The organism is Brevibacillus panacihumi (assembly GCF_003710985.1).
Lineage (GTDB): Bacteria > Bacillota > Bacilli > Brevibacillales > Brevibacillaceae > Brevibacillus > Brevibacillus panacihumi.
Window position 1 is genome coordinate 164931 of the sequence record NZ_RHHT01000026.1, and the last position, 23103, is coordinate 188033.

General features: G+C 45.8%; 24 protein-coding genes and 1 riboswitch. Of the genes, 5 read left to right on the forward strand and 19 right to left on the reverse strand.

Annotated features, from left to right (window positions below; all coding sequences use genetic code 11):
- Nucleotides 1-116 precede the first annotated feature (116 nt).
- The 5 genes from EDM58_RS12400 to EDM58_RS12420 all read right to left on the reverse strand — a co-directional run bounded on the left by EDM58_RS12400 (nucleotide 117) and on the right by EDM58_RS12420 (nucleotide 4051).
- Complete coding sequence (locus EDM58_RS12400) at nucleotides 117-857, reverse strand: amino acid ABC transporter ATP-binding protein (protein WP_122913605.1); 741 nt, start codon at nucleotides 855-857, stop codon at nucleotides 117-119.
- 20 nt (nucleotides 858-877) lie between these two features.
- Nucleotides 878-1609, reverse strand: a complete 732-nt coding sequence (locus EDM58_RS12405) for an amino acid ABC transporter permease (RefSeq protein WP_122913606.1) — start codon at nucleotides 1607-1609, stop codon at nucleotides 878-880.
- Between the two features lie 112 nt (nucleotides 1610-1721).
- Nucleotides 1722-2576 (reverse strand): transporter substrate-binding domain-containing protein, encoded by an 855-nt coding sequence (locus EDM58_RS12410; RefSeq protein WP_246000698.1) that lies wholly within the window; start codon nucleotides 2574-2576, stop codon nucleotides 1722-1724.
- 189 nt (nucleotides 2577-2765) lie between these two features.
- Nucleotides 2766-2948, reverse strand: a riboswitch (Lysine riboswitch).
- A gap of 72 nt (nucleotides 2949-3020) precedes the next feature.
- Nucleotides 3021-3485 (reverse strand): phage tail protein, encoded by a 465-nt coding sequence (locus tag EDM58_RS12415; RefSeq protein WP_122913607.1) that lies wholly within the window; start codon nucleotides 3483-3485, stop codon nucleotides 3021-3023.
- A gap of 86 nt (nucleotides 3486-3571) precedes the next feature.
- Entirely contained in the window at nucleotides 3572-4051 is a 480-nt protein-coding gene (locus EDM58_RS12420) for a GyrI-like domain-containing protein (RefSeq protein WP_122913608.1), read from the reverse strand.
- Between the two features lie 111 nt (nucleotides 4052-4162).
- Between EDM58_RS12420 and EDM58_RS12425 the strand changes: the two genes are divergently transcribed.
- Nucleotides 4163-5125: a helix-turn-helix transcriptional regulator gene (locus EDM58_RS12425; protein WP_122913609.1), complete on the forward strand. Its 963-nt coding sequence runs from the start codon at nucleotides 4163-4165 to the stop codon at nucleotides 5123-5125.
- 84 nt (nucleotides 5126-5209) lie between these two features.
- On the opposite strand, the gene EDM58_RS12430 is transcribed toward EDM58_RS12425, so the two are convergent.
- From EDM58_RS12430 to EDM58_RS12445, 4 genes are all read right to left on the reverse strand, one after another.
- Entirely contained in the window at nucleotides 5210-6730 is a 1521-nt protein-coding gene (locus EDM58_RS12430; RefSeq protein WP_023556457.1) for a tripartite tricarboxylate transporter permease, read from the reverse strand.
- 20 nt (nucleotides 6731-6750) lie between these two features.
- Nucleotides 6751-7194 carry a tripartite tricarboxylate transporter TctB family protein gene (locus EDM58_RS12435; protein ID WP_122913610.1) on the reverse strand — a complete coding sequence of 148 codons (444 nt, stop codon included), beginning with the start codon at nucleotides 7192-7194 and terminating at the stop codon, nucleotides 6751-6753.
- Nucleotides 7195-7317: 123 nt separating this feature from the next.
- The gene (locus tag EDM58_RS12440) at nucleotides 7318-8379 is read right to left on the reverse strand and encodes a tripartite tricarboxylate transporter substrate binding protein (protein WP_183187495.1); all 1062 of its coding nucleotides are present in this window, start codon (nucleotides 8377-8379) and stop codon (nucleotides 7318-7320) included.
- Nucleotides 8380-8402: 23 nt separating this feature from the next.
- Nucleotides 8403-9707: an FAD-dependent oxidoreductase gene (locus EDM58_RS12445; protein WP_122913612.1), complete on the reverse strand. Its 1305-nt coding sequence runs from the start codon at nucleotides 9705-9707 to the stop codon at nucleotides 8403-8405.
- Between the two features lie 309 nt (nucleotides 9708-10016).
- Here EDM58_RS12445 and EDM58_RS12450 point away from each other — a divergent pair, with 309 nt between their 5' ends.
- Complete coding sequence (locus EDM58_RS12450) at nucleotides 10017-10904, forward strand: LysR family transcriptional regulator (protein WP_122913613.1); 888 nt, start codon at nucleotides 10017-10019, stop codon at nucleotides 10902-10904.
- Between the two features lie 67 nt (nucleotides 10905-10971).
- Here EDM58_RS12450 and ppsA read toward each other — a convergent pair whose 3' ends face one another.
- Nucleotides 10972-13581, reverse strand: coding sequence for a phosphoenolpyruvate synthase (gene ppsA / locus EDM58_RS12455; protein WP_122913614.1), 2610 nt, complete (start codon nucleotides 13579-13581; stop codon nucleotides 10972-10974).
- Between the two features lie 415 nt (nucleotides 13582-13996).
- On the opposite strand from ppsA, the gene EDM58_RS12460 reads away from it, so the two are divergent.
- Nucleotides 13997-14179: a small acid-soluble spore protein H gene (locus tag EDM58_RS12460; protein WP_023556463.1), complete on the forward strand. Its 183-nt coding sequence runs from the start codon at nucleotides 13997-13999 to the stop codon at nucleotides 14177-14179.
- A gap of 72 nt (nucleotides 14180-14251) precedes the next feature.
- Here EDM58_RS12460 and EDM58_RS12465 read toward each other — a convergent pair whose 3' ends face one another.
- From EDM58_RS12465 to EDM58_RS26480, 5 genes are all read right to left on the reverse strand, one after another.
- A complete protein-coding gene (locus tag EDM58_RS12465; protein WP_122913615.1) occupies nucleotides 14252-14848 on the reverse strand; it encodes a copper amine oxidase N-terminal domain-containing protein in 597 nt (198 codons plus the stop codon).
- Nucleotides 14849-14853: 5 nt separating this feature from the next.
- On the reverse strand, nucleotides 14854-16311 hold the full coding sequence (locus EDM58_RS12470) for a M56 family metallopeptidase (RefSeq protein WP_122913616.1): 1458 nt from the start codon (nucleotides 16309-16311) through the stop codon (nucleotides 14854-14856).
- Complete coding sequence (locus EDM58_RS12475; protein ID WP_122913617.1) at nucleotides 16308-16688, reverse strand: BlaI/MecI/CopY family transcriptional regulator; 381 nt, start codon at nucleotides 16686-16688, stop codon at nucleotides 16308-16310. Before EDM58_RS12475 ends, EDM58_RS12470 begins: the two co-directional genes overlap by 4 nt.
- Before the next feature lie 166 nt (nucleotides 16689-16854).
- Nucleotides 16855-17280: a metallophosphoesterase family protein gene (locus EDM58_RS26475; protein ID WP_425455617.1), complete on the reverse strand. Its 426-nt coding sequence runs from the start codon at nucleotides 17278-17280 to the stop codon at nucleotides 16855-16857.
- Nucleotides 17193-17603: a metallophosphoesterase family protein gene (locus EDM58_RS26480; protein ID WP_342769013.1), complete on the reverse strand. Its 411-nt coding sequence runs from the start codon at nucleotides 17601-17603 to the stop codon at nucleotides 17193-17195. The genes EDM58_RS26475 and EDM58_RS26480 overlap by 88 nt, the downstream gene beginning before the upstream one ends.
- Nucleotides 17604-17732: 129 nt before the next feature.
- Here EDM58_RS26480 and EDM58_RS12485 point away from each other — a divergent pair, with 129 nt between their 5' ends.
- Together EDM58_RS12485 and EDM58_RS12490 are read left to right on the forward strand one after the other, a co-directional pair.
- Nucleotides 17733-18464, forward strand: coding sequence for an aminoglycoside 3'-phosphotransferase (locus tag EDM58_RS12485; protein WP_122913618.1), 732 nt, complete (start codon nucleotides 17733-17735; stop codon nucleotides 18462-18464).
- A gap of 153 nt (nucleotides 18465-18617) precedes the next feature.
- Nucleotides 18618-18974 (forward strand): MmcQ/YjbR family DNA-binding protein, encoded by a 357-nt coding sequence (locus EDM58_RS12490; protein ID WP_122913619.1) that lies wholly within the window; start codon nucleotides 18618-18620, stop codon nucleotides 18972-18974.
- A 212-nt stretch (nucleotides 18975-19186) separates the two neighbouring features.
- Here EDM58_RS12490 and EDM58_RS12495 read toward each other — a convergent pair whose 3' ends face one another.
- The 4 genes from EDM58_RS12495 to EDM58_RS26020 all read right to left on the reverse strand — a co-directional run.
- A complete protein-coding gene (locus EDM58_RS12495) occupies nucleotides 19187-20455 on the reverse strand; it encodes a cytosine deaminase (protein ID WP_122913620.1) in 1269 nt (422 codons plus the stop codon).
- Nucleotides 20445-21719 (reverse strand): cytosine permease, encoded by a 1275-nt coding sequence (gene codB / locus EDM58_RS12500; protein ID WP_122913621.1) that lies wholly within the window; start codon nucleotides 21717-21719, stop codon nucleotides 20445-20447. Before codB ends, EDM58_RS12495 begins: the two co-directional genes overlap by 11 nt.
- A gap of 222 nt (nucleotides 21720-21941) precedes the next feature.
- The gene (locus EDM58_RS12505) at nucleotides 21942-22625 is read right to left on the reverse strand and encodes a hypothetical protein (RefSeq protein ID WP_183187496.1); all 684 of its coding nucleotides are present in this window, start codon (nucleotides 22623-22625) and stop codon (nucleotides 21942-21944) included.
- A gap of 362 nt (nucleotides 22626-22987) precedes the next feature.
- A partial coding sequence (locus EDM58_RS26020; RefSeq protein WP_221175409.1) for an ATP-binding protein occupies nucleotides 22988-23103 on the reverse strand: 116 nt, incomplete at its 5' end.

The following is a 23103-nucleotide window of genomic DNA, read 5'->3' on the forward strand; positions in this document are numbered from 1 at the left end:
CCAGGTTTTGAGTTCCCTGATTTCAAAAAAGGGGCTGCGCCAAAAAATCGGCTAGCCCCATTTTTTCATGTACGCAGCACTATCCGGACACCCGCAAAATCCTGCGCTTCACAACCCTACGCCTGTTTCAACGTACGCGCCAAGAACTCCTTCGTCCGCTCCTGCGTCGGATGATTGAAGATCTGGTCTGGACTTCCTTCTTCTGCAATGACGCCCTTGTCCATAAACACCACACGATCAGAGACATCCTTCGCAAACTCCATCTCATGCGTCACGATCAGCATGGTGAGACCAGATCCAGCTAGCTCCTTCATGACCTTCAGCACTTCTCCGACCATCTCCGGGTCAAGCGCAGATGTCGGTTCGTCAAACAGCATCACATCCGGGTCCATGGACAGCGCCCTGGCAATGGCCACCCGCTGCTTTTGTCCACCGGACAGCTGCTTTGGTTTCGCGTTGATGTATTTGTCCATCCCGACGACCTGCAAATACTTCATCGCGACCTTCTCTGCCTCTTCCCTAGAGCGCTTCAGCACTTTTACTTGCCCCACCACGCAGTTGTTCAATACATTGTAGTTATTGAACAGGTTAAACTGCTGGAACACCATCCCGAGATGTCTGCGGTAAGCGAAAATATCATGCTTCTCGTCCAGGATGTTTTCGCCGCGATAGATGATTTGACCGCCGCTTGGCTTTTCCAGGAGATTGATGCAGCGAAGAAGGGTGGATTTCCCAGATCCCGAGGACCCGATAATCGAGACGACTTCCCCTTTGTGCACGGAAAAATTAATGTCCCGGAGTACCTGATGGGTTCCAAAAGACTTGTTCAGATGCTGGATATCAATGATGGTCTCCATAGTCGCTCCTCCTTTCCCTGTTATCGCGCTTCCAGATGCGTTTCCGTCATCTTGTAGTTCTCTGGGCCATCCAGCTTCCGCTCGAGGTAACGGAGTACTCTGGAGACGATCACCGTCATGATAAAGTAAATCGCGCAAGCTACGAAGAACGTCTCAAAATACCGGAAGTTGTTCCCCGAGATCGATTTTGTGGTGAAATACAGCTCCGTTACCGAAATCACGTTCAGTACAGACGTATCCTTGATATTGATCACGAATTGATTCCCCGTCGCCGGCAAGATATTGCGAATGACCTGCGGCAATACGACGTGAAACATCGTTTGCAGATGGTTCATCCCGATCGCTTGAGCGGCTTCGTATTGGCCTTTGTCGACGGAAACGATGCCGCCGCGAACAATCTCTGCCATATACGCGCCTGTATTGATCGACACGATAAAGAGTGCGGCAAACATCCGATCCATATCCATGCCAAACGCTAATGCAGAACCGTAATAGATGACCATCGCTTGCACGATCATCGGTGTTCCCCGGAAGAATTCGATATAAGTGGAGAAAAGGGCATTGATCACTTTCAGACTGATTCGCTTGACTCCACGTTCAGGAAGCGGAATCGTGCGGATTACCCCAGCCAACAGCCCGATCACGGCCCCCAGTATGGTACCGATCAAGGCGATATACAGTGTGGTCCCCGCTCCCTTCAGGAACATGGGCCAGTTTTCGGAAAGTATTCTGACAATCCAATCAAAACTCATGTTTGTCCTCCATTTCATCGTCCTTTTTTGCTGCTGTCAGGCTTGGGAGGGACTCTCGACTCTAGTCAGTTAAAACCGACTGCATCATGATGCAGCCGGTTTCTCGACTCGATTATTGTGCTGCTGGCTGGTTCTTGATAGCAGCATCCATGATTTGGGTGCGCTCTTCTTCAGAGAGGCCTGCCAATGCTTCATTGATTTTTTGGGTCAATTCGCTGCCTTTTTGTACACCTACAGCAATCGCTGTATCATCTTCGGAGGTTTGGAAGCCGTCTTTGAATTCCACCATCACGAAGTTCGGATTCGCTGCTGCTGCACTCACGGCTTCCGGACGCTCAGACACGTATCCATCGATCACGCCGGATTCCAGTGCTACACGCATCGCAGGGAAGTTGTCCAATGCCGGCTGCTGTTCCACTCCTTCAATTTGCGGAATCACGGAGTAGTGGAAGGTGTTCAATTGCGCTGTTACTTTCGCTCCTTTGAAGTCCTGGATCGAAGTCGCGCCTTCGTATTTGCTGCCTTTTTTCACAACCATCACCAGGTTGGATTTGTAGTAGTTGTCGGAGAAGTCGATCGTTTCTTTACGCTCCGCAGTTGGCGACATACCCGCGATGATCGCATCGATTTTGCCAGAGGTTAAAGCGGGAACCAGACCGTCCCATTCTGTTTTCACGATGACCAATTCTTTCCCCAGGCTTTGCGCGATTTTCTTGGCGATTTCCACATCGTAGCCGCCCGCGAATTCGGAGCTGCCATCGATTTTGACGGCACCATTGGAATCGTCCATTTGCGTCCAGTTGAATGGCGGATAGCCCGCTTCCAGACCGACTTTAAAAGTAGCATCTCCAGCAGGTGCTTGCGCTGGCTCTGCTGCTGGACTGCTGCTGCTCGTGCTTGTCCCGCACCCGGTTAAGAGGATCATAGCTGATAGAAAGATCGCGATAAAAGATGACTGTTTTTTCAAGATTGTTCTCTCCTTTTGATTTTTCAGATGATGATAGGAAAACTTTGTCGGCCCCGTTTGGTGACAGGAACTATGATTTGCTAATGCTGCTAAAATGAGTGCAACTTTAAAGAAAACGCAAAAAGCGGCCTGAGAAAGTCTCAGGCCGCACTATTTCCATAGTTCTTCCATAAACCTCCCTTTTAACCCAAATGAGATAGCTCAACTCAATAAATCGGGGAATTTATTGAGACAGTCCTGCAGCTATTAACTGCAGACCCAGCATGTAATACCGAGCATATTACAAGCTTCGGCGACATTTCCTTCTCCCTGGCATCATCGTTTTCTCGCACTCCACCAAGGACTGTTAAATATCGCGCCTCTACCTCACTGTAAAAGTGAGGTCTTATTAAATTTGTTTATCAGTATACTATTTTTTGAGGGGGGCGTCAAGATTGAAGTCCTTTAGTATTCTCCTTTGATGACAAAAAACGAGCCCCGAATGGTTCCAGCCAGCTTCGACTTCTGTCTGGCAAACTTAAATTTCTCTTCCAGCTCCTTCGGTACCTCCATCCCCTCGGAAAGCTTAAAGCCAACAGCCCGCTTCTTCGGGTCATCAACCGTATACATGACATTGAGTCCCAGACCATCCTCATAAAAGACGTAGGCAAATTGGATATTTTCCACTTGAAAGCGCGAGGTCTCCAAAGGTTTGGCCGAAAACTCAATACCGCGTTCTTCTTTCAAAACCCGATTCACATAATCAAGGGTCTCCTGGCTTTCGCTGGCTGGTACAACCGTAAATTCATGCTTGTATTTGTTCATAAAGTAGCGGGCTTCATTCGCACGCAAACCAGCAAGCGCTTCTGCTACTGGGGAAGACTCCAAACCAACCGTAGACACATTTTTAAAATCAACCACGTAGGACAAGTTCATGCCTCCTAAAAGTTTTCGAGAATAACTTCTTAGAACCTACTTCGGGGAAAACTCGCATCGAAAGCATTCGCTTTCCCTCATTATTTCCTAACAACCGGAATCCAGATTTCACCGACTACCAAGCCGTCCCGCATCCCCATGTCGACCGTTGTATTTGGCCCGCCGACATAGGCAAAATCTTTTGCTTCTGGCAAGACTTGACCAAAGGCAATGCCCGTAAGCATATTGCTCAACTCATCAAACGTCTTCCCTTCCCCTTTCACAACCAGATATTCTCCTTTGGGGAATTGGATCACTCTGGTTGCTTCTGGCAGCGTTGCCTCTGTCATGACGCCAGCATAATGCATCATCTTGCTATTTACCGCTTCGTTTACGGCAAAGATATAGTCGTTTGTGGCGACGGTCTTTAACGTGTCCAGCCTTCCATCTTGCTTGATAGCCGACCAAAAGTCTGCTTTCTCCTTGGTTATTCCAGCAAAGTCTCTGTAATCGCTCTGAAGCTCAATTCCAATCCCTAAAACCGTAAAGCCATCTTTTTCTTCCAAAGTAAAATCTGCCATGTTTAAAGCCCTCCTCTTTCGTAAATGGATGAAATCGTATGCCTTTTTCTCTTGATGAGTTTATAATAGTCTTGAATCATGTCAAAAAATGATACTGTTTAGGAGGTCCCGATGAAAAAAGTTGAACGGATTAATATTATCATGCGGTATATCAACAACCGGGCCCACTTTACCATATCTGAAATCATGCGAGAATTTAACATCTCACGTTCGACAGCGATTCGAGATATCCGAGAAATTGAAGCCATGGGGATGCCGCTTGTCGCCGAAGTGGGGAGGGTTGGGGGTTATTTTGTCATGAACAACTCTGTCCTGCCCGCTGTTCGCTTTACTGATAATGAGATTAAAGCCCTTTTTATCGCCTTTATGGCTACTAGAAATAAACAGCTCCCTTATCTGAAAAGCCGTCAGTCTCTAGCTGAAAAATTACTCGGCCTCATCTCACAAAACCAGCAGGATGACCTTGTCCTGTTAAATCAAATCTTGCTTTTTGAAGGGACCAACCCCCATAATCCCGACCTCCTTGATCTATCGGATCTACCCCATCCCATGTTGGAAAAACTCATCCAAATCCTTCTGTCGGATCGCTATTTGCTCATTTCCGTCAAAGAAGAGAAGGACATCATGTCCTATCCCATATACCTCTTGCATCTCTATCATGAAAAAGGTGTTTGGCTGATCGAAGGCTTTGTCTTACAGGATGAGAAAAGGCGGATTTTCCCTGTCGACAATCTCACCGATGTCAAACCATACCCTGCGAAAAAAAGAGTAAGCAGAAAAAAGATAGTCGAAAAGCTAAGCAAGCAGGAAGAAGAAATGAACCTTGTCCTGGAGCTTGGTCCACAGGCGATTGCACAGTTTAAAAAATACCATCCTTTAAAAGCTTCCCTTTCCTATACGAATCCTTACCAAACCACAGCCATTCTAAAGACTTTTATCAATGTTGCGAATTCCAAAGAAGTGACAGAAATCACAAATTGGCTCCTATTCCTGGGAGAAGATATCAAGGTCAGAGAAGTGCCAAAAGAAGTGTTGGAGGGTCTGCAAGAGAGATTACGATTATTCTGCCCATAAGCCGTGCCGATTAGAACTTCCCGGTTGACAAAAACGGGGACGCGAATCGTCGCATCCCCATTGTACCAAGCCTCAATCTATTTATTACTCCGTGATCTCCACATCTGATCCCACTGCATCCTTCACCCTTGATTTTGTCCGCTTCATCATCACAATGGATACGACGAACAGCACGAGGGCCAACAACAGGATGGTCAGCGAAATAGGTCTTGTGAAGAAAATCGCAAAGCTTCCCTTCGACATCGCCATAGACTGGATAAACGATTTTTCAAACATCGGTCCCAGCACAAAGGCCAAAAGCAATGGAACGACCGGCCAACGATATTTTTGCAAAAAGTAGCCGATCACACCGAAGATGATGGCGACAAATACATCGAACAAGCTGTTATTGATCGAATAAGCCCCGACAAAGCTGAGGATCAAAATCACAGGTCCCATAATGCCATAAGGGATTTTTGTCAGTTTGGCCCACAGCCCGATCAGCGGCAGGTTCAAGACCAGCAGCATGACGTTGCCGACGAACATGCTGGCAATAACGGCCCATACAAATTCGCTATGCTCTTCAAACAAAGTAGGTCCCGGCGTCAGTCCGTTTAACATGAAGCCAGCCAACAAAACAGCCAGCGTGGTTGAGCTGGGAATCCCCAATGCTAACAGGGGAATGAATCCCGAAGAGCTGGTTGCATTATTGGCCGCTTCAGGTGCCGCGACCCCTTTCATTTCGCCATGTCCGAATCTTTCCGGGTTTTTTGACACTTTTTTCTCCAGGTCATAGGCCAAAAAAGTGGTGACGGCGGCAGAGCATCCCGGCAAAAGCCCCAGGAAAAAACCGACTAATCCTCCACGGAACATCGCCCCGGAATTTTCGCGTATTTCCTTGAACTTCGGGTAGATATTGGTAATTTTTCCCACAGCAATCGATTTCGTGTTCTCTTCCATTCCTTTGATGACTTCCGAGATAGCGAAGAGACCGATCACGACACTAATGATATCAATGCCTGCCTCTAACGGCTCTATCCCGAAGCTGAAGCGCACCTGGCCACCGGTAAGTCCGATCCCTGTCATGGACAGCAGGTAGCCAAAGAGCCCCATGATCAAGCCTTTGATCAAAGAAGCGCCGGCCAGATTGACGATAACCGTTAACGCCAGGAACATCAGTGCAAAATACTCGGGCGAGCCGAATTTCAACGCTTGATCGGCAAGCAGGGGAGCGAAAAAAACAAGGCCAATCACACCCATCGTACCGGCAACAAAGGAGCCGATCGCGGCAATGCCAAGCGCCGGTCCACCCCTGCCTTGTTTGGCTAAGGGATACCCATCCAGCGATGTGGGAACAGCGGATACTTCACCTGGAATATTGAGCAATATGGCAGTGGTCGATCCCCCGTACATCGAGCCGTAATAGATCCCGGCCAGCATGATGATCCCCTCTGTTGGCCCCAGTACCGTAGTGACCGGCAAGAGGATCGCGATGGTGGAAGTCGGTCCAAGGCCCGGCAGCATGCCGACCAATGTGCCAATCAATGCTCCCCACAGCGCCATCATGATATTCGTGGGTGAGAGGGCAACCGAAAATCCGTCTAGAAGTAAGCTTAATGTTTCCATTTGTGAGTCACCCCCTTACATTAAAAGTTGAATATCCCACCAGGGAACGGCATATTCAGCCAGTAAACGAATATAGCGTAAACACACACCGTCTGAATTGCGGAGAAGAGCACCGATTTACGATAATTGTAGGAACCGATAATTCGAAATAATGCGATGGAAATGAGAAAAGTGGCGATGGCAAAGCCTAGATAATAGAGCAGCACACAATAACCCAATAAAACGCCAAAGATGCCCCCTATTTTCAGCATCATTTGACGGTCAGGATATTCTACCTTGAAACTTTGCCCTTTTACAAAGACTGCGAGTAATCCGAGAACGATCAAGCCTATGCCAATCACGCCCGGCATGATATGATCCCCGACATAAAAACTCAAGCTAGTCGGGTACAATCGTAGAGCTTCGTAAAGGGAAAGCCCACCAAAGATGATGCTTATCAATCCTCCGACACGATCGGCCAACATAAGCGTGCTCCTTTCCAATCGTCCCGCTGCCAGCCTGATTCCCGATCACCGCCACACATGCAAAGAGGGATAGCGTGCACCCCTCTTTGCAAAATGGCTTGGGAGCCAGAGGCTTCTGGACAACTATTGTTTTCTTGGGATATTCAAGGTTTCAGGGCTTACTTTCGCTGCGCCTGTATCTTGCAGCAGCCAAGCTGAGATCGATTGCTGGTCGCGCCAGAACTTCTCTGCTTCCGCACCGCTGATGCCCATCGGAATGATCGCCAAGTTTTTCAACAATGCTTGGTAATCTGCATCCTTGGACGCTTCTGCAAATGCTTTTTCCAACGATTGCTTGACGTGATCAGGCGCTTCTTTTTTCACCCACACGCCGTAGAACGGTCCCCACGGCAGGAATTTCGCCATATCCGGCAATTCCTCGGTAATAGCCGGTACATCTGGAAGCTCCTCTGCCTTCTCATTGTTGACGACAGCCAGGACGCGGACTTTCCCGCCTTTTGCATTTTCAATCGCTTTTGACAGGCTGACGATCGATACGTCAATATGGTTGCCGAGCAGCGCTGTCACGATCGGGCCTTCACCATCATAAGGAACCATGTTAAATTCGGCGTTCTCACTCTGGCTGATCATCGCTGTTACCATATAGGAAAGTCCGCCTGGACCAGTAGTTCCCATTTTGATGTCGCCTGGATTAGCCTTTACATCATTCATCAGGTCTGTCATCGTCTTGTACTTGGAATTTTCGTGTACGGTGATGGCAGCCAAACCGCGTCCCATGATATGAACCGGGTAGAATTCCTCAAAGCTGCGTTCCGAAAGCTTCAGAACACCATAGACAGTCGGATTTTCTGCAGAGAACAGCAACGTATGGCCATCTGCATCTTTGTCATAGACGTACTTGGTTCCAACTGTACCTGTAGCTCCCGGCTTGTTCGTGATATTAACCGGTTGACCCAGCTGTTTTTCGGCGACAGTGGCAATCGCACGCGCCACGAGATCGGTCCCGCCTCCTGCACCGAAAGGTACGATACCCTCGATTTGTCTCGTCGGATATTGCGGCTGTTCACTTTGCCCCTGGCTGCTCTGTCCCTGACCGCTGCTGCATGCGGACACGAGAAGCATGCTCGCTACCAGACAAAAGGCTGCTCCCTTTTTCCATAAAGAACTCTTTTTTTGCTTGAACATGAAATACTCCCCCTCAAGATTATCTAAATAATTGCACCCTGCTCGCGTAATTGTTTCTTTAATTTGTTTGTATCGATATTTTTTAATAGTACCTGATCCTGCATGCTTATCACACACGCAACGCCTGCCGCCTGTCCGATTGCCATGCATATGGACATCACTCTGGTAGAGGCATTGGCAAAATGCGTGGTCGAAATCGATCTCCCTGCCACTAGCAGGTTATCGACGTTTCCGGGAATCATCGTCCGATAGGGAATCTGGTAGTTTTGCTTCAAGTAGGTTTTGATGGTTTTGTTCTCGACCGCATCATGATATTCGACTGGCCAAGCCCCCCAGCATATTCCGTCCTCAAACGTTGCTCCCTGCATCACATGCTCCTCTGTCAGGACAAATTCGGCTACGATTCTCCTCGATTCCCGGACTCCGATTTGAGTCGCGATTTCACTCAGATGGGCATTCTTGAAGCCCGGAATCTTGTCTCGTAAAAATTGGCTGTACTCGATGCTGGACCGTCTGCCCTCTATTTCGGCTTCCGTCATTTGTTTGGCATCGATGGCGGAAAAAGAGATCCAATTCAAGTTGGCAATGATCGAATTTCCCACCGCGGATTCCATATACACCCCTGACGTTCGGGTAAACGCGTACTCGCCTTTGTCAATGCTTGCCTGCGCCAGATCCTTGTACTGCTGACGGGTGAATGCCGTTGCTTCCTTCAGATCGACATCCCCCATTTTAAAAATGGTCGTCGCTGCTTGAACCTGCCCCTTTTCATTGCCGATGACATATGGAGCATCCACCATTGGTACGACATCCGCATCTCCCGTACAATCCACGAATGTTTTGGCGAATACGCGGAAGACTCCCTCTTTGTTCGTGATAATGGCGTATTGGATGCTGCCGCTTTCCTTTTTTACACCAATGACTTGCGTATGCAGCAGGAGCTGGATGTTTTCGTAATGAGCCAGCAAGCGGTCAATGGCGACTTTCAGCAAGTGGTGGTCGCACGTATCCGCCCGATGCTGTCCGAAATCCAGCCCTTCTTTCGCTCCGCCCAGCTTGCCCAGCTCCAGGAACAGCTCGTCTCTTACCCCGCCGATAATCTTGCTCTCTTTATCTGCCGAATAAGCGCCGCAAATCGTGCTCACGGCGGCAGTAGTAGCCATTCCGCCGAGAAAACCGTATTTCTCGATGAGAAGCACCTCTGCTCCGCATTTTGCTGCTCCTACGGCTGCCCCGATCCCGGCGAAACCGCCACCCATCACCAGGATCTCCGTATGCAAATCGCCGCCGAATTTGAAACCCAACTCTGTTACTGCCGATTCAAACATTCTGTGTGCCACCTCATGTCTCTACCTTTTGTAGTCATTTTCAGGGATCATTCACATTCCCTATCCCTTGCCTGAATTTTGTAAAGCCACCTCCTGACTGAAAGAAAAATTGGCCGTTTGCCGCGATCCTGTCAGCTCTTATGAAGCGTTTTCATTTTTGTGATGAATGTCCGCTTATCATCTGTAGTATTCAATCTTATTTAAAATTTCCATCAATTAAGAATAATATTACGCTATTATTTATAAAGTTCAATCTGTATAATCAAAGTATTCATAAGTAATATCGATTAATAGAAAGCTGGTGTGTTGATGGAGCTGCATCAGTTGCAATACGTCGTTGAAATAGCCAAGCATAATCATTTTACGCGCGCGGCAGAGGAGATCTGTGTTTCCCAGTCGACACTCTCCCAACAAGTGACGAAATTGGAAGAAGAGCTCGGGGTGAAACTGTTCGATCGCACGACCCGAACCGTCAGGCCCACACCTGCGGGAGAAGAGTTTATCTTCTATGCCAAACGAATCTTGTCCGATATCGAGAGGGCAAAGAATCGCATGCAAGAATACGCCGGGCTGGCAAAAGGGAAGATCAAAATTGGTGCGATCAACTCCATGGGCAATCTCGCGAGTATCATTGGCAACTTTCAGAAAGATCATCCAGGCTTGAACATTATGATCGTGGAAGAGGGAAGCTATAAGCTGTTGGAAATGCTGCAAACGTTCCAAATCGATATCGCGATCATTACTCCTCCTTTAGAGATGAACCTGCAAAATTTTACCGAAATATACGAGCTGATCGATGATGAACTCGTCCTTGTGACCCCAAAAAATCACCCATTTGCCGAAAGAGACAAAATTGACTTGGCTGAAGCAGCCCAGGAAAAATTTATTTTTCCGAGCCGCATGCATAGCGCGTACAATTTGGCTCTGCAGGCTTGTCGAGACGCCAATTTTGAACCGGATATCGTTTGCGAAAGCAGCAGTTTGTATGCGCGTTTTGACCTTGTCAGCAAAGATATGGGCGTTTCCCTCGTTTCCTCCAAAGGGGTAAAATCGAGCGACAACGATAAGGTTTCTACTATCCGATTGACCAAATCGATTAAAAAGCCAACCGTCCTCGCCTTGCTGAAGCATACGTACCATCCCCCTGCCGTGATTGCTTTTCGGGATTATATTTTGAATTCGGTATCCTTTCAATAAAGGTTAAAGGTGAGGAGCCCGAGTGATTGACGTTGCCAATCGCTCGGGCTCCATTTGATGGATTCAGCTATTGCAATATTTCGATATACCCTTCTGTCCCATGCACGCGAATTCGCTGACCATTCTGTATCCGTCTGGTAGCATTCTCCACTCCGACAATAGCCGGCAAGCCATATTCACGCGCGATAACTGCTCCATGGGTCATCAGTCCACCAACTTCGGTGACCAGTCCCTTTATGGATACAAACAAAGGTGTCCAGCTAGGGTCTGTATAGGAGGTGACCAATATATCCCCTTCTTCCAGATCAGCATCTTCCATGTGCAAGATGACGCGTGCCCTGCCTTCTACCACTCCTGAAGAAACAGGCAGACCTGCAATCGCTCCGTCCGGGAGATTTCCCCGTTTGTACTTGCCTGCGATGATTTCACCATCAGACGTGATCACACGCGGCGGATTCAGTTTTTCATCGTATTGGTACTCTTCTTTTCGCTTGCTGATGATCTGCCAATCCACCTGCTTGGCGCGCACGACCTCGTAAAGCTCTTCAAAAGTAAGATAGTATATATCTTCTTTTTCATGAATCACATTGGCTTTTGCGAGCTGTTCGGCTTCTTTCAGTAAAGCCTGCTTATATAAAAAATAGCGATTCACCATCACGTATTTTGGATATTCCCTATACCCGCTGAAATTTCGAATGAGATCGATCCTTCGTTTTGTTTCCTTCGCTTTTTGTTCGCCATCGGGCAATTGCTTCAATCGTTCTAGTAGTTCTTGTTCTTTTTTCAAAGCTTCCTGCCGCCCTTGCTCCAATTTCCGCTGGCTGGCATTCGGCTCGAGGTTTTTGATGTTACGAAGAATCATGGGGACAAGTGTAATTGGTTTCTCGATCCAACGAGTTCTGGTAATATCGATTTCTCCCGCACATCGCATTCCGTATTTGCTGAGATATTCATAGATTGCGTCTTGAATTTCCTGTCCGCCATCAAACGCAACCAGTTCATCCAGGAAGTGATCATCCTTTACATGTCGCAAATATTCAATGACTTCTGGATAAGGACGAATTACATCTGCGACATCCAAGAGCGCCAGACCCATTTCCGAAGTAATATTGTTCGGCACAGATTGAGAAAGAGTATCTGCAGCGTTTTTTTCGCCTAGCCACTTGTTCATGTTTTCATTGATCCATGATGAAGCATCCATTGCAGCCATGATTACACCCAAACTTTGCGGGTCAAATAAAATCTTCTTCAATTGCTGGATGTCTTCCAGGATAAAATCAAGCAATTCCGTTCCTGATTTCGTTTGGATGGTCTGTTTTAACTCTTCTATTGATATGCGACCGCGTGCAATCAATTCTGAAACGATTGCCGGATCGTATTCGATTTGTGTGTGGGAACTCGGAGATGGCATCTCTTTACTGGGAATCGGTGCTTTCTTATCGTTTGGTAATGATTTTATAAAATCTCCTCGATTTATGATGTTCAAAAGTGCGTCTATTATAAGCGGATCGGATTGTCCCAGGGTATTTAATAAGGTTTCTCTACGGACAGGCGAGGCGAGCATTGGTGCAACATCAACAAACAGCCTTCCGCCGGCTATTCGCATGGGCGCTGGGGTTGTTAGCAGGTAAAAGGACAATCCCAATGGTTTCATGGCGTCGGTCATCATCTGTTGATGGCCGACTGATACATACACATGATTTTCTTGATCTTTCGCTTCGGGGATCGGGTAAAGTTTGGTGATTGGCCGACTCTGCACGATATAAAATGTATCGTCAGCCAAACACCATTCGATATCTTGTGGGCAGCCAAAATGAGCTTCGATCTCTCTTCCGATGCGTGCCAGCTGCAAAATTTGTGGGTCAGTAAGCGTTTGAGTCTTTTGCTGATCGGGATCGATCTGCCGGGTCATCGTTCCGCCTTCCTTTTGCCCGTAGATCGCCAATTTTTTGGTTGCTATCCTCTTCTCGATGATTTCTCCCTGTCGCACTTGATAACAATCGGCAGATACCAGGCCAGAGACCAGCGCTTCACCTAGTCCATAGCTGGCATCGATGGATAGCAGCTTTCGATTGGAAGAAACCGGATCAGCGGTAAACAAAATCCCCGAAGCCTGCGGAAAAACCATTCTTTGAATCATAACAGCCATAGATACTTGTCTGTGGTCAATTCCATTTTGCATGCGGTAGGTCACCGCGCGATCCGTAAATAGGGAAGCCCAGCATTTGCTGATATGCTGCAAAATCGCTTCCTTGCCGATGACCTGCAAATAGCTGTCGTGTTGACCTGCAAAGGAGGCATGCGGCAAATCTTCAGCGGTGGCGCTGGAACGCACTGCATAAGCGTGTTCTTCGCCAAGCCTGGAAAGAAAGTCCGATACTTCGTTCACAACATCGCAGGGAATTTCAGCTTCCATTATGGTTTGTCGAAGCTGTCTGCTGATTTCAACAAGCTGTTCTCGATCTTCCACTTTAAGCATGGACAGTTGATCCAACAATACGTATAGAGCTTCGTTTTGCTCGACGGCTTTTTGATATCCTGCCGTTGTCACACAAAATCCTTCCGGGACTTGTATTCCCTTCAAATTCGATAATTCCCCTAGATGCAATCCTTTTCCGCCAACGAGCAAAAGCTGCGCTTTTTCCATTTCCTGAAAACGGAGAACCAAAGAACTCATTCACTATCTCCCCTAACCAGCCAATTTGGAAAAAACATTTGACAAGAGTTCACCGGCCATGGTACTATTAAATTGTAAGATGGGTTATTTATGTTATTATGAATGATTCGGAGTCGTGGTATGATTGTATCACGCATCCGTTTACTATGCAATGCGAAAGAACCTGATCACAATACTCAGGTTCTTTTTTTATTTTTGGTTTGAGCTACAGACTCGCTCCCCGTTTTATTTGGTCGGCAAGGCAGCAGAGCCGGCCCGCCCGCAGTCAGGCTGCCGATCGAGGAGACAGTCGTGTGGAATCGTTTCGAGTAAGGGGAGTCGTGTTTATGTGGATCGGCCATGCTCGGCATAGGAATACTTGCCCGTACCTGGCAAATAATACTTGGGACAACATTATTCCCAGGAGGTCTTCCCCATGAATACCCAACGCGCCAAAGAGATCGTCAACTCTCCCGTCATGACCCAAGTCACCCTTAACGAAGTCCCTGTCTATATTCAGCATGTCGATGAAGAGACGGAAATGGCCAGAGTCTTTCCCCTGGATGAACCAGAACGCGAGCAAAGCGTTCCTGTGAGCAGCCTGGTGGAACATAGGTAACGAAAAAAAGCCTGTAGACCTTGTTCCTCTTCGGAACTTTGACTACAGGCAAATTTTTTGCCAACCAGGATTTTATGGGCGAGTAAATGTCGCGGTTCTTGTATTTCCATCCCAGTCAACCTGAATGTCAAGAATTTCAGCCAGCTTGCTGGCGGGTAAAAAGGTCCGGTTGTTTTTCACCATCGGGACTGCCCCCTCAAAATGCACGGTCTGGCCGTCTACCAGTATCTCCGACTTACCGATGCACATCACGATGTTCCGCCCGTCTTTTGTCAGCGTAATTTTCTCTTCGCTTGCTTCCCAATCCGTTTCAAACCCGAATACGTCTGCAAGCGCACGAAGCGGGATCATCGTCCGACCATTCTCGATAAACGGCTCAGCGTAACCGTCTGCTGTTAGTCGGGTATGCAGATACTTCCCATCAACCAAGACCAAGACACGATTTTTTTTCGATTCTTCACAAGAGGGATCATCCAGCGTAACTTTCTTGCCATCTACCACCACTCCCATTTCATTCGGTTTGCCGTCTCGGCTGGTGTAACAAGAAGGGATAGGTTCAACATCCGACCAAAAGAATTCATCAGCGGCATGTGCGATGTTACTGGCCAACAAGACAAGAAGCAAGCTGAGCGCAGATATCCATTTCCATTTTGTTTGTACCATCATCATTTTTCTTAGCTCTCTCCCATTCTTTCATTTGACTTTTGCAGTTCCCAGCCATAAGTCTTGTTGATCTCATCTAGTTCTTTTTGTGGGAGTACATCGACATAGGCTTGCGGTACGGTGTTTTTCTCAATTCCTTTTTTTGTAAGCTCTACTAGCTCCTCGATAGTGAAACGATCTGTGCGTTTTAGCTGCAAGCCATAGGTTTGATTGATCTCATCCAAATATTCCTGCGGGAGTTTATCGACAGTATCTTGGGGTACGGGAGATTGATCCTTGATCCATTGTTTGATCTGATCTACAAGCTCCTCGGTGGTATATTCCGGCGGCGATACACGTTTTCTCATTTCGGGTACCTCTGTTGCATTTCCATCCTTATCGTAGTAGAAGACCGTTCCGTCCTCCAATTGAAGATAAACATTGCGGCCTTGAAGTTCTTTACCAGTCGGAATTTCTGGCGATACTGCCCTGTTAGGCATTGCCGATCCTGCAGCAAAAGCGACCAGTCCGCCAAATCCAGCCATTGAGATTGTTGCAACAAGAGACAGCAGCATGATCGACTTATGCGTTTTCTTCGCATTCATGAGGTTTGCAAGCCTATCTTTCATAATTTTTTTGGAATTGCAAAAACTCGTGGTACAAATCACATTTCTCTGCATAACGCCATACTCCAGTACTGTTAAAAGCGTTTCGCCGTACAATCTGCGACTTCTTGCATCCATGTCCCGAACGACTTTTTCGTCACAGGAGAGTTCGCAAAGCGTATTCAACTGTTTGTTGAGCAAATAGACCGCCGGATTAAACCAGTGAACCGCATTTGCAAGAAGTATGACCAGTTTTATCAGCAGGTCGCCCCGCTGTAAATGAACGAGCTCGTGGGAGAGAATCATGGCGAGCTCTTTTTCACCCACTGGGGTATCTGGCAATACAACAAAGGGTTTCCACAGCCCCATAACCATGGGTGTTCTCGCACAGGCGCTGACGATTACATTGACGGGGCAGTTCACTGTCTCGCTTACGCGGCTGTTTTGCAGGATCGACCGCTTAAAAGCCCGATAGTTCCTTACATTCACGGCAAGAAAGACAATTGTTCCCGCTGCCCAAATCAGGATGGCAGTAAAAACGATTTTTTGAAGATGTTCAAGTCGCAACAGATTCGCAAACAGTTGATCGAGAAATGTGCGATTGCTTACCGCGTGTTCGAGTGGCAGGACGTTTACAATTGGTTCCGCCATCACTGCCGTCAGCAGGGTTGTGCCGGTATCGGGCAATAAAACGCGGCTAAACTGGACAAGCCCGTTGATGATCGCTGAACCGCCCAGCAGAAAACATACGGGAATCAAGCCGGTGTAATAATGCCAAGTCTGTGAAAACAGCTTGTTCGTGAGCGGGCGGATAGCATTTTGCAACATCCACATGATCGTTCCAACGACTGACGCCAGAATGAGGGACAGGAGGAACGCCATCATTTTTTCCCTTCCTTGCGGGCAAACCACTCTTTTAACTCCGCGATGTCATCGCGACTTAGCTCATCATCATCGACCAGGGCAGCAATAAAATTTTTCACTTTCCCGTTGAACAAACGACTTAATAATGATTGTGTTTCATGCTTTTTGTACTCATCCAGGGTCAAAACAGGATCGTAGTAGTTCACCTTGCCGATCATCGATTTGGTCAAGTATCCTTTTTCGATCAGCCGTTTCAATATGGTTGACAAGGTTGACGTCTTCCAGCCTTTACTCTCGAAAATGTCGAGAAGCTGTGCAACCGTTACAGGAGCAGCTACCTCCCAGATCACCTCCATTACCTCCATTTCTGTTTCCGATAACCTTCCCAGCTTTTTCATCGCGAACACCTCTGGACTTTTGTGCGACAACTTGTCGTATTACCAAATTACGACAAGTTGTCGCACATGTCAATACGATTATGGAAAATACAAACAGACTGTAAACAAATTTGCTTTGTCTACAGTCTCAGAACACTACCAAACCGGAATACAGGCCATTTGCTCATTAGATGATCAGTGCTCTACCGGATCTGATGGCATATGCATAATCATCTCGATCATTACGCTCTGCTTTTTGGGCGGCTAACTCATAATCATAAGGGAGCAAAATTTGTTCCATTTGCCATGATCCATGATGTTTGCTTGCAATCGCATATCGAGCATGAGGTGTCATGGCCTCCATAGAGTGCGGGAAGGGTTCTTTCTCGTAGTAGGCTGGCAGGCCGACACTTCCAGGATTCACAATGAACTTTCCGTCTGGCAACCAGACTGATTTGGCAACATGCGTATGTCCGCAAAAAATGAGCTTTTGCGGGACAAGAGCAAGTTCAGACATGAGGATGTCTACACTCTTTGCCACGACTCCATGCTGTGTAACCTCCTCGATGAGACTCTTATCATCTGAGAAAGGGGTTCCATGGCAGAAGAACAGCTCCTCGTCAGCCCAGGTTCTATGAAAGGACTGAATCCATGCAAGTATTTCCTGTGTGAGTAGCGGCTTTCATAGTGAAACGTAATAGAATTCATCTCTTCTTGTAACAAATAACGATCACAGTTACCCATGATGTGAATCAAATTGGGACGATTCATGAGAATTTCAGCTGTTTTCAACGGATCGATCGGGCCAAACAAGGTATCTCCTAGATTGACAATGGCTTTTATTCCACGTAAATCAATGTCACGGAGTACAGCTTCCAACGCATAGACATTGCTATGAATATCTGAAATGACGGCTATAGCATTATCGTAGTTCACGATCGTTCACTCCACCTTTCTTAATAGTATGGCATGGTTTTTCCTAAAAGTGGATCCTTTACCCAGAACAGTCCAAATTATATGTTAAGATTTACTAGGAAAAAATAATGGTACGTGGAGGGTACGTACATGAAACGAACAGAAGTTTCCTTAGATATGGAAGCAATACCGCTAGTCATCAGGCAGTATCTAAAAGGTGCAACATTTTATGATAGTAGTTGCTCTGCAAATGCAAAAACACTTTTTGTTTCCGGGGCAGAACGTGCTTTTCTAAAGATAAGCAAAAGAGGTTCACTTGAACGTGAATACAAAATGACAAGATTTTTACATAAACATAACGTCGCACCGAATGCCATAGCCTATGAATCTGATGCAGATCATGATTATTTTTTGGTGGAAGCGGTTAGTGGCGAAGACGGAACGGCAGAACGGCACGTCGAAAATCCTGGTAAATTGGCATGTGTGTTCGGCGAATACCTAAAAATGTTGCATTCACTCCCTACCGCGGACTGTCCATATGACAACAGAACGAATGAATTGTTACAGGATGCACAAACGAAGGGGACAGACCTTCGTAATTTGAATCCATTCAACTATTCAGCTACCGACAATGTGGTTATACATGGTGATTACTGTTTGCCTAATATCATAATGGACAACTTTTCATTTAAAGGTTTTATTGATTTAGGATACGGCGGGGTAGGCGACAGACATTACGATATTTATTGGGGACTTTGGTCGCTGCATTACAACTTGAAGACTGATCGATACAGGCATTTATTTTTAGATGCTTATGGAAGAAGTAATATTGACGATGACGGACTGAATTACTTTACAATCGTTCAAGGGGGAATTGGCTAAGTCGATTATCTTCATCATGCAAACAAACCATAAGAGGGGCTTCTAAAAAGCACCAAACTCATCTTTCTGAGACTGGTCCCACTTTTCAAGTTGTTGGCGGTACTAAAATTATTTGTATAACAGAAAGATAAGCAGGTTTCGGGAGGTAGTTTTTTGATAAATAGAGAAGAAATATTTACTTATGTAAAGGAAAAATTCGACACAGATCCAGACTACCCTTGGTTCAAGTATCCAGATTATGCGGTATTAAGACATAACAGGGATGGCAAGTGGTATGGAGTGATTATGAATGTACCGAGAATCAAATTAGGTTTATCAGGGGAAGGAAGAGTCGATATCATTAACTTGAAGTGCGACCCAGAATTAAATAGTTTATTAAGGAGTCAACAAGGAATTTTGCCTGCATACCATATGAATAAGGAACATTGGATTACAATTGTTTTGGACAGTCCTTTTCCTAAAGGTGAAATTTACGATTTAATTAATTGTAGTTACAATTTAACAAAATAAAATATAACTCATATATTCAAATATATAGGCCGTTAGCATAATCCGTATTGTAGTTAAGTGGCAATATCTGTTAGAGGTGCATCGTTTTAGTTGCACCTCTAATTTTGTTAAACACTATATGTTAACAGAGCCAATTCACGAATTGTTCATCGCCGGACACTTCCAAATGAAAAGGACTCAAGCATATTCTACGCTTGAGTCCTTACTGGTCCCTATCTCTTAAATTGAACTTTCTCTTCCATTTGATCCAAGGTGATGGTTGTTTCGCTTGGATTTGTTTTGGCAATCAGCTTTCCATTTCTAAAGGAATACGCAACGACCGCTTGCTTGCGAATGGCTTCATATTCATTTTCAGCAGACAAGACAATGAAACTAGCTGGTTTGCCTTCCTCAATGCCGTACTTCTCTTCAATGTGCAGTGTTTTGGCACTGTTTTTCGTGATGAAATCAATGGAATTGACAATTTGCTCATAGCCCATTAATTGCGAAGCATGGATGCCCATATGCAAGACTTGAAGCATGTTTCCTGTTCCCAGTGGATACCACGGGTCAAAGATGTCATCGTGGCCAAAGCAAACGTTGAGTCCCGCTTCTGTCAACTCTTTTACTCTTGTAAGACCTCTTCGTTTTGGATACGTATCAAATCTGCCTTGGAGATGAATATTCACAAGAGGATTCGAGACAAAATTAATGGAAGAAAGCTTTAACAGGCGGAATAATTTATACGTATAGGCATCATTATAAGAGCCCATTGCCGTTGTATGGCTCGCTGTTGTGCGCGTACCGATTCCACGTTCGTATGCCTCTTTTGCCACAACCTCAACAAAGCGGGATTGCTCATCATCGATTTCATCGCAATGAATGTCAACCAATCGATTATACTTTTCAGCGAGGTCAAAGGCGATTTTTAACGAATCCACGCCATACTCTCTCGTAAATTCAAAATGCGGAATACCGCCTACTGCATCTGCGCCCATCTTCAAAGATTCCTCAAGCAATTCGACCCCATTCGGATAGGAAAGGATGCCTTCTTGTGGAAAGGCGACCAGTTGAATATCTACGTAGGGTGCCAATTCTTCCTTTACTTCCAGCATGGCTTGTAACGCTGTCAGCTCTGGATCTGTTACATCGACATGGGTACGGACGTGCTGAATCCCTTGCGCAATCTGCCATTTCAAGGCTGTTTTCGCTCTTGTTTTCACATCATCCCTGGTTAATGTTTCTTTTCGTTGCGCCCATCTTTGAATCCCTTCAAACAAGGTGCCGCTGATATTCCACTCCGGTTCGCCGGCTGTTAAAGTGGTATCCAAATGGATATGCGGCTCAATAAACGGAGGAAGGACGAGAGAACCGTTCACATCAATAACTTCTTTTCCTTCCACATCTCCAAGTGTTTGCGTCACTTTAACGAACTTGCCGTCTTCCACTAGCAAGTGCCAAAGTCCATCTTTCCCTCTTAGCTTTGCGTTTTTAATGATCACTGATTACCCCGCCCTTTTCATTTATTTGACTCATGGATGCTTTTTTCTGAGGCAGACATTTCATTACTATGACGTAAATAATGGCAGTCCCTAATAATGCATTAATGGGAGGAATGCCTGGTGCAAATTGGGCAATCCCCACTCCACCTACCCACGCGAGGATCGCGACCCAATTCACAGCTTTAAATGTCATCTTTTCAAATGGTTCGTATTTTCCGCGCTTTAGAATAAAATAATCTGCTAAAATAATCGCTCCAATCGATGGCAGCGTGGAGCCCAGAACCGTCAAAAACCCAACAAAGTTATTATAAAGCCACATCGCTGCGATCGTACCGACAATTCCGTTGAAGACTACCACTTTATGCTTCGAGATCTTCGTAATATTGGCATAGCCTAACCCTGAAGCGTACAACGCGCTGTCATTTGTCGTCCAAATATTTAAGCCCAGGACAATAATGGCAGGGATAATGAGCCCCTGTAAAAACATAACATCGGAGACATCCGCTACCCCATACGCAATGGCCCCTACCGCACCAAACAAAAACATCAGAGAGTTTCCAAGAAAGAAAGCAATCACAATCGCCGTCACTGCCGAACGGGATGTCTTGGCAAAACGGGCAAAGTCAGGCGTAAGCGTACCACCGCTAATGAAAGAGCCGATACAAATCGTCAATGCTGCTGCAATGCCCATTGTCTCGGTTGGTTCATAGGCGAGCAACCCTTGAAGTCCCCCGATTTTTTCAGCTGAATTGAACATGGAATAACTCCCGAAGATCGCAATCGCGGGAACGGCGACAAATCCTAGTATGGTCAAAGCCTTCATTCCAAAAATAGCTGATGCTGTCATCATTAAGCCCAAAATCGCAATTAATACGTAGACATTGATCCCCGTCGCTTTTTCTACGGGAACCGCAAACATCGCAAGACCGACACCAAACCACCCTACTTGGGTTGTCGCTAATAAAAAGGAAGATAGATAGGAGCCTTTATCGCCAAATGCATACTTCGTCAACAGATGGGTGGATAACCCCGTTTTTGCTGCAATATAAGCCAAGGAACCGGTGTATAGACCCAGGATGAGATTTCCTGTTACTACAATCCCAATAAACTGGACAAGTGTCAACCCGTTTCCTAATGTCCCTCCAGACCACATGCTTGCTGAAAAGAAAGTGAAGGAGAGCATGACCGCAAGAATCTTCCAAAACCCATTCCGATTCGCCTGAGGCACTGCCTGAAACGAGAATTCTTTATCAACGTTTGACATACCAATTCCCCCAATAGGTTTGTTGATTAAGAACTGGTACCGAAGAGAACTTCGATTAAGACGTCAGGAAATGAAAAAGCTTCTTGCCAATTACCTGACAAGAAGCTTTATCTACATAAATGAACATGGGATATCCTTCGCACAGGCTACCCAAAGCAATGATCATTTTTTCCGCTGTCCTTGTCAGCCTCTCTGGACTGAATTAAAGGTACCAGTATTTAATTAGGTTAAATTATTGCATAAAAATGTTTGGTTGTCATCCTTAAATTTTTGGGTCATCATAGACTGCCCAATCCAAACATCCCCAACCTTTATTCTATACAATTGATCCTTGCCGTAGGTCAGATCAACAGTCTCCGATTTATACGCTTTCCTCTTTAATGCCTCAACCTGTCTTACTGTCTTCAAACCTAATTGTAAATCCTCTTGAAACTCTGAGAACCAGTATTCTTTAGAGTCAATATAAAGCTCCCATGAAAATTGCATTAGTAATTCTTTTTTACCGAATACCTCACATGGAAATTTCTTTTCTTCGTTACTTTTATCAAACACTTCATCGTAGTAATTCAAACAATCTCGAATAGCTACTACGATTTGAGAGTTGATGAAGTTTGGATGATATAGCCAAATCTTCAGGTAGAATGGTTCATTCAACTGGCTAAGTATTCTATACCATGAATGATAAACCTCAATCATGGCTTCTAAGAGCATCCTAGAAAACCAAAGGGGAGGGTTTCGTCTAACCAGTTTATAAAATGGGGTAATCCATAGCTTTACATAATCCCTTTGATTAAAGTTCAATTGTTCAATGTCCAAATTAAGAAAGCGTAATTTCCATTGTTCAATCTGTTTTATTTTACGTTTCCACCCACGTATTTTCTTCTTATTAGAAAAAGGATTTGCCATAGTTTTCTCCCTTATCAGCCTCTAGCTTCTCCACTCATTGCCCATCTCTAAAAAATACAGGTTTTTGAACTCCTCGAAATACACTTGATATTTATCTAGTAAATCTAAATACTCGGTAATAACGTCATTGATATCAGAATGAAAACCAGATTTGGCGCAATCATAACTGTCATCCATCGAGTAAAGGCTGTAATAATCGCCCTCAAAGGATAGCCTTGTGAAAGTTAATAATCGTGTTGAATACCGTATACCATTTTCAATGGAAATTCTCTTCTTATTTACCTTATGTATTTGGCAAGCAAAAAATGCAGAGTTCGGAAACCATTTTGTGCATAGCCTTGCCAGGCTAAATTTTCATAATTTTAACGGTGGGAAAGAGCATGCCGAAGGCGATAGCTCTCTCCTGTGAAAGCTACGATATGAGCGTGATGTACAAGACGGTCGATCAAGGCAGCGGTGAGGCGGTTATCTCCGAAAA